Source organism: Streptomyces sp. RK62 (assembly GCF_018070255.1).
GTDB lineage: Bacteria > Actinomycetota > Actinomycetes > Streptomycetales > Streptomycetaceae > Streptomyces > Streptomyces nigra.
Genome location: NZ_JAGPYD010000029.1, coordinates 27,401 through 39,803, shown reverse-complemented (window position 1 = coordinate 39,803; position 12,403 = coordinate 27,401). Strand labels below are relative to the sequence as shown.

The window sequence follows — 12,403 nt, the reverse complement described above, 5'->3', positions numbered from 1 at the left end:
CGCACCCCTGTTGTAAGTTCACCGCATGCCGGCCCCCGCCCACCTCGACCCCCGTCTGCTGCGCTCCTTCCTGGCCGTCGCGGAGGAACTGCACTTCACCCGCGCCGCCGCCCGTCTGTACGTCGCCCAGCAGGCGCTCAGCCGGGACGTGCGCCGCCTGGAGCGCGAACTCGGCGCCGAGCTGTTCGTCCGCACGACCCGGCAGGTCACCCTCACCCCCGACGGCGAGCGGCTCGTGCCGTACGCCCGCCGTGCCCTCCAGGCCCAGGACGACCTGCTCGCCGCCTTCGGGCAAGCCCGCCCGCTGCTCGTGGACCTGAACTCGCCCGGCCTGCGCACCACCCGCGCGGTCCTGCACCGGGCCCGCGAACTCGCCCCGGAGCTGGAGCTGATGGCCCGCTACGAGAGCGGTCTGACGGGTGCCGCCGCCGATCTCCTCGCCGGGCGCCTCGACGCCTCGTTCGGCCGGTTCGCCGGCCTGGACCCGGCGCTGCGGGCCGGCCTCGACCACCAGCCGGTCCGCCTGGAGCCGATGGCCGTCGTCCTCCCCGAGGACCACCCCCTGGCCACCCGGGACGCGGTGCCGCTGGCCGCGCTCGCCGGGGAGACCGTCTACGCCGGTGCCGGCAATCCCCGTACGCCCGAGTGGACCGCCCTGGCGCGCACCCTGTTCGAGGGGCGGGGTGTCGAGATCGCCGCCCCGGCGCCGCTGGCCGTCGGCGACGAGGAATTCCAGCGGCTCATGGCGAAGACGCGTAACCCGGTGCTCGCCGTGGTCGGCTTCCCCCCGATGCCGGGCACCGTCCTCCGTCCGCTGACGGACCCGGTCCCACTGTCGCCAGTATCACTTGTATGGAGAAACGGTCTCGAACATCCCGGACTTATCGCCCTTCGGCAGGCGGCGGCGCAGGTCACAAGGGAGGAAGGGTGGCTGAATCGACCCCTTGAGGGATGGATTCCGGCCACCGACGCATGCGTCATGGGCGTCCATTAATTGGCACGTGGCAACCACGAAACCTCCGCGTGCGCTACATTCTTCGCCTGAGCACAGTGTGGTAAGGGGGGCGCTCGGACCGGGTGGGGGCTCGGTACGACGACGAGTGCTCGGAGTCGTGTGCGCACCCGGAACGGTCCCGTGGGGGGATGTGGGTGCGCGTGAAGAAGTGGCGAGAAGACGCCCAACCGGAGTGGCCCCAGGCCGCGTACCGGTCTGTGGGCGATTCTTCCGCGGGGGGAGCCGGGGTGCACACCCAGGCATTCCCGGCGACCGGGGAGACCGGGCTCCCGGGTCGGGGGCCGCGCTCCCGGACCGAGGCAAGGGAGACGGACATACTCCAGGGTGGCAGGCGTGCCTCGACGGACGCCGACAAGACGGAGATCCTGCGCGGCGGCCCCGCCGCGCACGGCGACGAGACCGCGGTCCTGCCCAGCGTCGGAAGACCGGCGGAACCGCCCCGGCACGGCCGTCACGCGGCCCCCGGCACCGACCCGTTCGCGGCGTCCGGCGGTCCGCGCACCGCACCCGTGCGCGACCCGTGGGCCGAGCACGAACAGACGGCGGGCACCGGCGCGACCCACGACCCGCACGAGGTCACCGTCCAGCTCGACGGCGTCGGCCTCCAGCTGGACGGCATGCTGCGCGCCGCCAAGGACGCCCCCGGCGGCCCCGAGGGCTCCGACGGACCGGTGTTCGTCGACGAGACGGGCCGCCGCAGCCGTCGCTGGCGCCGGCTCGGCATGGCCGTCGCGCTCGCCTGCGCCGTCTACGCCGTCGTCATCGTGACCACCCTGCTGTCCGGCAACTCCGACGCGCCCTGGCTGCCCGTCGAGGGCCCCAAGGAGAAGCCGGCCGGCCAGGTCGACACCTCGCCGCAGCCCGCCGAGTCCGCGACCGCGCCCTCCGAGACCTCCGATGTCGCCCCGGGCGCCTCCCCGTCCGCCTCGGACGGCGAGAGCGTCCTGCCCGGCGCCGGCAGCACCGCGCCCGGCGCGTCCGCCGACGCCCAGGACCCGGCCGCGACCGGCGCCGCGAAGCCGACCGGCACCAAGGGCCCGGCCAACCCCGGCGGCGGCAACCCGACACCCGACCGGGAGCCGTCCACGGACCCGGTCACCGACCCCACCGCACCGAGCCCGACGGACGGCGGCGGCACCACCACGGAGCCGACCGACCCCACGACCACCGAAGACCCCGGCACGGGGACGGTCGCCAACGGCCCGAGCAACCCTGAGCCCGTCGCGCAGGAGCCCGGAGGCACGCCCTCCGCTCCCGCCGCCCCGTTCCCGGAGAACAACTTCTGATGGCATCCCGCACCCGCCGCCGTGGGGCAGAGCACGGAGCCCGCGGCGGCTCCTCGCGTCGCCACGCACCCGAACACCGGGCCCGCGCCGCCGCCCCGCGCCGCCGCCGCGTCCCCATGCGCCTGCTGCTGCCCTGTCTGGTCCTCGTCGCCCTGATGGCGATGCTGATGCTGCGGGGCTATGTCCACAGCGAGATCCTGGCCGACCACCGGGTGCGGCCCGCGGCCGCCTCCGACAAGGTCCCGGAGAAGATCCTCGAGGGCGGCCCCGTCATCGACACCCGCGGCGGCCGCACCGAGAGCCTGAGCCTGAGCGACCACCGCCTGGTCCTCACCTTCGACGACGGCCCGGACCCGGAGTGGACCCCGAAGGTCCTCGACGTGCTCAAGAAGCACAACGCCCACGCCGTCTTCTTCGTCACCGGCACCATGACCTCCCGCCACCCGGACCTGGTCAAGCGCATGGTCGACGAGGGCCACGAGGTCGGCCTGCACACCTTCAACCACCCCGACCTCTCCTACCAGTCGAAGAAGCGCATCGACTGGGAGCTGTCCCAGAACCAGCTCGCGATCACGGGCGCGGCGGGCATCCGCACGTCCCTGTTCCGGCCGCCGTACTCGTCGTTCGCCGACGCCATGGACAACGAGTCCTGGCCGATCACCCGGTACATCGGCCAGCGCGGCTACCTCACCGTCGTCAACAACACCGACAGCGAGGACTGGCAGAGGCCGGGCGTCGACGAGATCATCCGCCGCGCCACCCCCAAGGGCGGCAAGGGCGCCATCGTCCTGATGCACGACTCCGGCGGCGACCGCAGCCAGACGGTGGAGGCGCTCGACCGGTTCCTGCCCGATCTGCAGGCCGAGGGCTACAAGTTCGAGAACCTGACCGAGGCGCTCGACGCGCCCAGCGCCCACAGCCAGGTCACCGGAGCCGACCTGTGGAAGGGCAAGGCCTGGGTCTTCCTCGTCCGGGCGTCGGACAACATCACGTCCGTCCTCGTGGTCGGCCTCGCGGTGATCGGCTTCCTGGTCATCAGCCGCTTCGTGCTGATGCTGCTCCTGTCGGGCATCCACGCCCGACGCGTGCGCCGCAAGAACTTCCGCTGGGGGCCGCCCGTCACCGAACCGGTGTCGGTGCTCGTCCCGGCGTACAACGAGGCCAAGTGCATCGAGAACACGGTGCGTTCCCTCATGGCGAGCGAGCACCCCATCGAGGTGATCGTCGTCGACGACGGCTCCAGCGACGGCACCGCCCGCATCGTCGAGGCCATGGGCCTGCCCAACGTCCGGGTCGTGCGCCAGCTCAACGCCGGCAAGCCCGCCGCGCTCAACCGCGGTCTGGCCAACGCCAGCTACGACATCATCGTGATGATGGACGGCGACACCGTCTTCGAGCCGGCCACGGTCCGCGAGCTCGTCCAGCCCTTCGGCGACCCGCGCGTCGGCGCCGTCGCCGGCAACGCCAAGGTCGGCAACCGCGACTCGCTCATCGGCGCCTGGCAGCACATCGAGTACGTGATGGGCTTCAACCTCGACCGCCGGATGTACGACATGCTGCGCTGCATGCCGACCATCCCGGGCGCCGTCGGCGCCTTTAGGCGGTCGGCGCTGGAGCGGGTCGGCGGCATGAGCGACGACACGCTCGCCGAGGACACCGACATCACCATGGCGATGCACCGCGACGGCTGGCGCGTCGTCTACGCCGAGAACGCCCGCGCCTGGACCGAGGCACCGGAGTCCGTCCAGCAGCTGTGGTCCCAGCGCTACCGCTGGTCGTACGGCACGATGCAGGCGATCTGGAAGCACCGCCGCGCCCTCGTGGAGAAGGGTCCCTCCGGCCGCTTCGGCCGGGTCGGCCTGCCCCTGGTGTCGCTCTTCATGGTCCTGGCGCCGCTGCTCGCGCCGCTCATCGACGTCTTCCTGATCTACGGCCTGATCTTCGGCCCGACCCAGAAGACCGTCGTCGCCTGGCTGGGCGTCCTCGCGATCCAGCTGGTCTGCGCCGCCTACGCCTTCCGCCTGGACAAGGAGCGCATGACCCATCTGATCTCGCTCCCGCTCCAGCAGATCCTCTACCGCCAGCTGATGTACGTCGTCCTGCTCCAGTCGTGGATCACGGCCCTCACCGGTGGCCGCCTGCGCTGGCAGAAGCTGCGCCGCACCGGCGTGGTGGAGGCACCCGGCGGCCCCGTGCCGTCGCAGCGCTCGGCAGGCACACGTGACGGCGATCGGAGGCCGGTGGGATGACGCACGGATACCAGCCCACGGGCCAGGGAGCCTCCGGGCCCGGGGCACCGGAGCCCTCGTGGCAGAACGACCCGGCCTGGCGGACCGAGCCGTACCCCGGCGCGTACGGGCACCCGGCCGGACCGGAGCCGACGGCCACCGCGGTCGCACCGGAACCCGCCGTACCCGAACCCGCCGCGCCCGCACCGGCCGCCGCCGCGCCGAAGAAGCCCGGCCGCGACCGCTATCTGGACCTGCTGCGCTCCATCGCGCTCGTCCGCGTGGTCGCGTACCACCTCTTCGGCTGGGCCTGGCTGACGGTGCTGTTCCCGTCCATGGGCGTGATGTTCGCGCTGGCCGGCTCGCTGATGGCCCGCTCCCTGAACCGTCCCGCGTGGGGCGTGATCAAGAGCCGCGTCCGGCGTCTGCTGCCGCCTCTGTGGGTGTTCAGCGCGGTCGTGCTGTCGATGATGTTCCTCGGCGGCTGGAACCCGACGAAGGACCCGGACCTCGGCGGCGGCTTCCAGGCCGTCCTCCATCTGTTCAACTACCTGGTCCCGGTGGGCGCGCCGCCGTTTCCCTGGCAGATCGGCTCCAAGTCCGGTCTGCTGGAGCAGACCTGGGCGGTGCAGGCGGCCGGTGTGCTCTGGTACCTGCGGGCCTACCTGTGGTTCGTCGTGGCGTCCCCGCTGCTGCTGTGGGCGTTCCGCCGGGCCCCCTGGCCGACGCTGCTGGCCCCGCTCGCCCTGACGGCCGTCGTCGGCACCGGCGTCGTGAAGATCCCCGGCGAGACCGGCAACGCCGTCTCCGACTTCGCCGTCTACGGCGGCTGCTGGGTCCTGGGCTTCGCCCACCACGAGGGCCTGCTCGCCCGGATCCCGCGCTATGTGGCCGTCTCCGGCGCCTCGCTCGTGATGGCGTTCGGACTGTGGTGGGCCTCGGGCCACCTCGGCCCGGACGGCTGGGACCTCAACGACATCCCACTCGCCCAGGCCACCTGGTCCTTCGGATTCGTCGTGATCCTGCTGCTGTACTCGCCCTCCTGGCAGGAGCTGCCCGGCCGGCTCGCCCGCTGGGACAAGCTGGTCACGCTGTCCAACAACCGCGCGGTCACGATCTACCTGTGGCACAACCTCCTGATCATGGCCACGGTGCCGATCCTGGACCAGCTCTACAACCTGCCCTTCATGGAGAGCGAACGGGCCTCGGCCGCGCTCGACTCCACGTACATGATCTGGATGTTCTTCCTGGTCTGGCCGCTGATAGGGCTGGCCGTCGTGTCCGTCGGCTGGGTCGAGGACATCGCCGCCAAGCGCAGCCCGCGCCTGTGGCCGAACGGCACGAAGAAGAACGGCACGAAGAAGAAGGCCGCCGCGTCGGGCGGCGGCGGCCGGCGCCGGGGATGACGTCGTCCCCGTCCGCCACCGCGCCCGCCCGGCGGCGCGGGTCCGTTGTCCTCGACGGCGGATTCGCATGGAAGACTGGCCGGGTCGCGGTGGTGAACGGGGTCGCCGGGTGGTCCGGTGGGGGAGTGGGTGACGCGTGAGCAAGCGGCAGGTCCAGAAGATGCTGCGGTTGATCGCGAGCGGTCAGCCCGTGGAGCTCACGAGCCCGATGGCCTCGGTGAAGAAGCTCGCCCATCTCGCCTTCATCGCCCAGCAGTTCGGCTACGAGTATCTGGACGTGAAGCAGGGCGGGCGCAACAACGCCCTCGTGATGCTGATCGCGCCCGACCCCAGCCCCCAGGCCCGCGCCCGGGCCGCGCAGAACTGGGCGCAGTACCCGGACGCCGGTGACGGTGTCTCGGTGCCGCCGCTCGTGCCCGACGCGCACGAGCTGCTCAAGGCGCGCATCAACTTCGACCTCACCGGCCGGCATGTCGAGAAGCGCCTGTACTGGGCGGCCGCCGGTATCACCGGTGGCTTCTTCTTCTCCGCCCTGAAGGCGGACATGGAGGGCGACTCCGCCTTCTTCGCCGTCCTCAGCTGGCTGGGGCTCATGGCGCTGCTCGCCGTCGGTGTCGTCGTCACCCGCAAGCGGAACGCCAAGTTCGCCGCGCGGCTCACGGCCGCCGGGTTCACACCCGTGCGGGACGAGACGGGCCGGCTGCGGTATCTGCCGGCGAGCGGGAGCGGACCGTACGGGCGACAGGCTCCGGCAGCGGCGCCGGGCGTCCCCGGTGGGTACGGGCAGCAGGCACCGGCAGCTCCCGGTGGGTACGGGCAGCAGGCTCCGGCGCCCTACGCGCAGCCCGCCGCGCCGGTCTCGTACGGCCATCAGCCCGCCCCGGGCCCGTACTCCGCGCCCCAGGTGCCTCAGCAGCCGTACCAGCCGCAGCAGCCCCAGCCGCCCCAGAGTCCCTACGCGGCGCCCCCGCAGCAGCCGTACGGGCAGGCATACGGGCAGCCGCAGCAGCCGTACGGGCAGCCGCCGCAGGGCTACGGGCAGGCGCAGCCGCCGTATCCGCAGCAGAACCCGCACTGGCAGCCCCCGCAGCAGCCTTGACCGGCCCGTACGGGCCGGGCTCGCGGGACCTCTCATCCGCCCCGCCCGGCGGGTGAGAGCAACGTTCCTTGCCGGTCACCGGGTGCCACAGCCCGGAAACGCGCCCTCCCTACCTTCGGGATCAGCCACTCGCAGGCGACCGAGCCCGAAGACCGTGGAGGCGCCATGACAGCCCCGAGCACTGCCCCCGTCGCGAGCAGGGGAGGCCGCTGGATCGACCACTGGGACCCCGAGGACGAGACCTTCTGGAACACCACCGGGGAGCGGATCGCCCGCCGCAACCTGTTCTTCTCCGTGCTCTCCGAGCACATCGGGTTCTCGATCTGGACCCTGTGGTCCGTGATGGTGCTGTTCATGGGGCCGGAGTACGGCCTCACCCCCGCCGACAAGTTCACCATCGTCTCGATGGCCACCCTGGTCGGCGCCGTCGTCCGCGTCCCCTACACCTTCGCCGTCGCCGTCTTCGGCGGCCGGATGTGGACGGTGGTCTCGGCGAGCCTGCTGCTCGTGCCGACCGTCGCCGCGTTCCTGGTGATGGAACCGGGGACGTCCTTCGCCACCTTCCTGATCTGCGCGATGCTGGCCGGCGTCGGCGGCGGCAACTTCGCCTCCAGCATGACCAACATCAACGCCTTCTTCCCGCTGCGGAAGAAAGGCTGGGCGCTCGGCCTGAACGCGGGCGGCGGCAACATCGGCGTGCCCGTCGTGCAGCTCGTCGGTCTCGCCGTGATCGGCGCCAGCGGTGGCCCGCGTCTGCTGCTCGGCCTCTACATCCCGTTCATCGTGGTCGCCGTGGTCCTCGCCTGGCTGAAGATGGACAGCATCTCCTCCGTCCGCAACGACACCGGTGCCGCCAAGGACGCCGCGAAGGACCCGCACACCTGGATCATGTCCTTCCTCTATATCGGCACCTTCGGCTCCTTCATCGGCTACAGCTTCGCCTTCGGCCTGGTCCTGCAGACCCAGTTCGGCCGTACGCCCCTGCAGGCCGCCTACGTCACCTTCATCGGCCCGCTGCTGGGCTCCCTGATCCGTCCCCTCGGCGGCTCGCTCGCCGACCGCTTCGGCGGCGCCCGGATCACCCTGTGGAACTACGTCGCCATGGCCGCCGCGACCGGCGTCGTCATCGTGGCGTCCATCCGCGAGTCGCTGCCGCTGTTCACCGTGGCCTTCATCGCCCTGTTCGTCCTGACCGGGCTCGGCAACGGCTCCACGTTCAAGATGATCCCCGGCATCTTCCACGCCAAGGCGCTCGCCCGCGGCCTGGAGGGCGACGCGGCCGCCGCCTACGGCCGCCGGCTCTCCGGCGCCTCCATGGGGCTCATCGGCGCGGTGGGCGCGCTCGGCGGACTCGGCATCAACCTCGCCTTCCGCCAGTCCTTCCTCAGCGTGGGTTCCGGCACCGGCGCCTTCGTCGCCTTTCTCGCCTTCTACGGCCTCTGCTTCGCGGTCACCTGGGCCGTATACCTTCGCCGCCCGGCGCCCGCCACGACCTCCACGGCTTCGGCGACGGAGACGAAGCCGCAGCTCAGCTACGCCGAGGTGTGACGTAACACCGCTGACACGTGGCCGATCCGAGCCTGTCACGCACCGTTGACAGGCTCGCTCGGCATGCGGACGCACGTGTGCGGGCGTCCGGCACCGGCACCACGACTCGAGTGCGGAACGAGAGTTATGTACGACGAACAGCAGCAACCCGACCATGGACCCCTCGCCGGGTTCACCGTGGGCGTCACCGCCGCGCGCCGTGCCGACGAGCTCGGGGCGTTGCTCCAGCGGCGCGGCGCCGCCGTCGTGCACGCACCGGCGCTGCGCATCGTGCCGCTCTCCGACGACAGCGAACTGCTCGCCGCGACGAAGGAGATCATCCAGCGGCACCCGGACGTCGTGGTCGCCACGACCGCGATCGGCTTCCGGGGCTGGGTCGAGGCCGCCGACGGCTGGGGCCTCGGCGAGGATCTGCTGAACCGGCTGCGCGAGGTGGAGCTGCTCGCGCGCGGGCCCAAGGTCAAGGGCGCGGTGCGGGCGGCCGGGCTGACCGAGGAGTGGTCGCCGTCCAGCGAGTCCATGGCCGAGGTGCTGGACCGGCTGCTGGAGGAGGGCGTCGAGGGGCGCCGGATCGCCGTCCAGCTGCACGGCGAACCGCTGCCCGGCTTCGTGGAGGCCCTTCGGGCCGGCGGGGCGGAGGTGCTCGGCGTGCCCGTGTACCGGTGGCTGCCGCCCGTGGAGATCGGCCCGGTGGACCGGCTGCTGGACGCGGCGATCTCCCGTTCGCTGGACGCGGTGACCTTCACCAGCGCGCCGGCCGCCGCCTCCCTGCTGACGCGGGCCGAGGAACGCGGACTGCTCGACGAACTGCTGGCCGCGCTCGGGCACGACGTCCTGCCGGCCTGCGTGGGACCGGTCACCGCCCTGCCGTTGCAGGCGCGGGGCGTCGACACCGTGCAGCCCGAACGCTTCCGGCTCGGGCCGCTGGTGCAGCTGCTGTGCCGGGAACTGCCCGGCCGCGCGCGGTCGCTGCCGATTGCCGGGCACCGGGTCGAGATTCGCGGCCACGCGGTGCTGGTCGACGGGGAGCTGCGGCCGGTGCCGCCCGCCGGGATGTCCCTGCTGCGGGCCCTGGCCCGGCGGCCGGGGTGGGTCGTGGCCCGCGCCGACCTGCTGCGCGCGCTGCCCGGCGCCGGGCGCGACGAGCACGCCGTGGAGACGGCGATGGCCCGGCTGCGTACGGCCCTGGGGGCGCCGAAGCTGATCCAGACGGTGGTGAAACGGGGGTATCGGCTGGCGCTGGATCCGGCCGCCGACGCGAAGTACGGGGGCGAGTGAGGGGCGTTGGGGTGAGCCCCTGTCGGGCTGTACCCGGCGTGGGGGTGGCCGTCTCTCGGTGGCTGCCGCCCCCGAACCCCTGCCGCCCTGGGTGTGCCTCGGTACGAGGGGTTCCGGCGGAGCGCGGCGACGGGCACTGTGGGAGGGAACGGTTCCTCAGCCCCTTCACGCATCCACCGGCCCCCGCCGACGGGGGACGGTGACCCCTAGGCGGTGACAGGCACATGGCACCGGGTACGGCCACGGCCGCGTACGAGCTGCGGTTCGGCGCGGGGCGGATCAGTCTGGATCTGCTCGCGACCGCGCACCCTTGTGAACGGTTCGTCTCCGTCGAGGTGTTGTGCGCGTGGATCACCGGGTCGGGGCTCGTGCCCCCGCACACCCCGCTCGGGCACGCCGACGCCTCCTGGGTCACCGGCTTCCGGGAAGTACGCGCTTGCACGGATCAGTTGGTGCGCGGGGCGCTGGCCGGGCCGGCGTCCTGGCCGTCGTACGACAGGGCGCTGGAGCGGGTGAACGACCTCGCCCGCGCCGCGCCCCCCGCCCCGCGGGCCGTGCGCGGCGTGGACGGTTCGCTGGTGCGGCGGCTGGAGCGGCCGCCCGTCTGCGCGGAGTTGCTCGGCGCCCTCGCGCGGGACGTCCTGGAGCTGCTCACCGACCCCGTCGCGCGGGCGGGGCTGCGGGAGTGTGAAGGGGACAATTGTCCCCTCGTGTACCTGGACACGTCCCGGGGGCGGCGGAGGCGCTGGTGCTCCAGCGAGGTCTGCGGAAACCGCGAAAGAGTGGCCCGGCACCGTCGCCGCGCGGCCCTCGCACGCAGCTGACCGCCCGTTATGTCCCTTGTGTTCTCGGGTCGTCGAAGTGATTTCGATTACACGTTGTTTACCTACGCCACCGTAGGGAAGCGTGGAAATGATCTTGCCGATGTGACGGAAATGTAAAGATCGCACGGTGGGAATGTGGCGCCATGTCTGGCTCGTCACGTCACTCCGAAGAAAACTGTCGCCTCACGTTGAACACGCAACCCGCCGTCTGCGTACGGGTGGTCGAGCGACCGACTGGGGGAACCCCCGGACATCGGAGGTGGGCGTGCGCAAGGATTCCGTCGTGGCCAATGAACGTGGATCGAGGGCCCGACATCGCATGTCCCAGCCCTCGGAACCTGATGAGGAGCTGATGCGTGCGCTGTACAGAGAGCACGCCGGACCCCTCCTTGCGTATGTCCTCCGTCTGGTCGCCGGTGATCGGCAACGAGCAGAGGACGTCGTGCAGGAGACGCTCATCCGTGCCTGGAAGAACGCCGGACAGCTCAATCGAGCGACCGGATCGGTACGCCCCTGGCTGGTGACGGTCGCCCGGCGCATCGTCATCGACGGCCACCGCAGCCGGCAGGCCCGGCCGCAGGAGGTCGATCCGTCGCCGCTGGAGGTCATCCCCGCGGAGGACGAGATCGACAAGGCGCTGTGGTTGATGACGCTGTCGGACGCGCTCGACGACCTGACCCCCGCCCACCGGGAGGTCCTCGTCGAGACGTACTTCAAGGGGCGTACGGTCAATGAGGCGGCCGAGACCCTGGGCATACCCAGCGGAACCGTCCGCTCAAGGGTTTTCTACGCCCTGCGGTCGATGAAGCTGGCTCTGGAGGAGCGGGGGGTGACGGCGTGATGAGCGGATACGGGGGAAACCAGGGATTCGGCATGGGCGGGTCGGGTATGTCTGGCTCCATGAGCCCCACGCAGGGACGACCGGGCCCCAGCGAACACGAGACCGTCGGCGCCTACGCCCTCGGGATTCTCGACGACGCCGAGGCAACCGCTTTCGAGGCTCACCTGGCCACCTGCGAATGGTGCGCCCAGCAGCTGGACGAACTCGCCGGAATGGAACCGATGCTGGCCGCCCTCGCGGACCTGCCCGGAGCCGGCACTCCCGACATCGGCGACTCGCTGTCGGCCAAGCCCAGCCCGCGCCTGGTGAACAAGCTCGTCGACGAGGTCGCCGAGCGCCGCGCCCAGAAGCGCCGGCGCGGTTTCTACCTCGTGGCCGCGGCGGCCGCGCTGATCGTCGGCGGTCCCTTCGTGGCCGTCGCGACGAACGGCGACAGTGGAGGCGGCGGCACCGAGGGGAACCGCACGGTGCAGGCGGCCAACCCCGCCAAGGAGCTGTTCACCGGCATCGAGAACAAGGTCACCGGCACCGACGCCACCACCGGCGTCACCGCGACCGTCGGCCTGAGCGAGAAGCTCTGGGGCACCGAGACCGGCCTGGAGCTCAAGGGCGTCAAGGGTCCGCTCAAGTGCTCCATGGTCTTCGTCAGCAAGGACGGCTCGCGCGAGACGGCGGCCTCCTGGTCCGTGCCCAAGTGGGGCTACGGCCTCCCGGACGCGAAGACCGAGCAGGCCAGGAACCCGCTCTACGTCAGCGGCGGCGTCGCCATGTCCCCGGACAAGATCGACCACGTCGAGATCATCGACTTCGACGGGAACAAGCTCGTGCAGGTCGACGTGTAGGCACCCCGCAGGGCCTGTCGTAGCGCCACCGGCCCC

At 71.7% G+C, this 12,403-nt stretch carries 10 protein-coding genes; all 10 read left to right on the top strand.

Features of this window, described 5'->3' with window-relative positions:
* The first annotated feature begins 25 nt into the window (after nt 1-25).
* The 10 genes from KBY32_RS34710 (at nt 26) to KBY32_RS34665 (ending at nt 12,367) form a co-directional block, all read left to right on the top strand.
* Complete coding sequence (locus KBY32_RS34710) at nt 26-994, top strand: LysR family transcriptional regulator (RefSeq protein ID WP_210982867.1); 969 nt, start codon at nt 26-28, stop codon at nt 992-994.
* A gap of 248 nt (nt 995-1,242) precedes the next feature.
* Nucleotides 1,243-2,301: a hypothetical protein gene (locus KBY32_RS34705; protein ID WP_199835481.1), complete on the top strand. Its 1,059-nt coding sequence runs from the start codon at nt 1,243-1,245 to the stop codon at nt 2,299-2,301.
* A complete protein-coding gene (locus KBY32_RS34700) occupies nt 2,301-4,550 on the top strand; it encodes a glycosyltransferase (RefSeq protein WP_210982866.1) in 2,250 nt (749 codons plus the stop codon). Before KBY32_RS34705 ends, KBY32_RS34700 begins: the two co-directional genes overlap by 1 nt.
* The gene (locus tag KBY32_RS34695; protein ID WP_210982865.1) at nt 4,547-5,935 is read left to right on the top strand and encodes an acyltransferase; all 1,389 of its coding nucleotides are present in this window, start codon (nt 4,547-4,549) and stop codon (nt 5,933-5,935) included. The genes KBY32_RS34700 and KBY32_RS34695 overlap by 4 nt, the downstream gene beginning before the upstream one ends.
* A gap of 136 nt (nt 5,936-6,071) precedes the next feature.
* Nucleotides 6,072-7,034 (top strand): hypothetical protein, encoded by a 963-nt coding sequence (locus KBY32_RS34690; protein WP_210982864.1) that lies wholly within the window; start codon nt 6,072-6,074, stop codon nt 7,032-7,034.
* 165 nt (nt 7,035-7,199) lie between these two features.
* A complete protein-coding gene (locus KBY32_RS34685) occupies nt 7,200-8,582 on the top strand; it encodes a nitrate/nitrite transporter (protein WP_210982863.1) in 1,383 nt (460 codons plus the stop codon).
* Nucleotides 8,583-8,708: 126 nt separating this feature from the next.
* Nucleotides 8,709-9,860 carry a uroporphyrinogen-III synthase gene (locus KBY32_RS34680; RefSeq protein WP_055624609.1) on the top strand — a complete coding sequence of 384 codons (1,152 nt, stop codon included), beginning with the start codon at nt 8,709-8,711 and terminating at the stop codon, nt 9,858-9,860.
* A gap of 224 nt (nt 9,861-10,084) precedes the next feature.
* Nucleotides 10,085-10,684 (top strand): ABATE domain-containing protein, encoded by a 600-nt coding sequence (locus KBY32_RS34675; protein ID WP_210982862.1) that lies wholly within the window; start codon nt 10,085-10,087, stop codon nt 10,682-10,684.
* Nucleotides 10,685-11,003: 319 nt separating this feature from the next.
* A complete protein-coding gene (locus KBY32_RS34670) occupies nt 11,004-11,525 on the top strand; it encodes a sigma-70 family RNA polymerase sigma factor (protein WP_010039908.1) in 522 nt (173 codons plus the stop codon).
* Between the two features lie 59 nt (nt 11,526-11,584).
* On the top strand, nt 11,585-12,367 hold the full coding sequence (locus tag KBY32_RS34665) for an anti-sigma factor (RefSeq protein ID WP_210982861.1): 783 nt from the start codon (nt 11,585-11,587) through the stop codon (nt 12,365-12,367).
* Nucleotides 12,368-12,403: the final 36 nt, after the last annotated feature.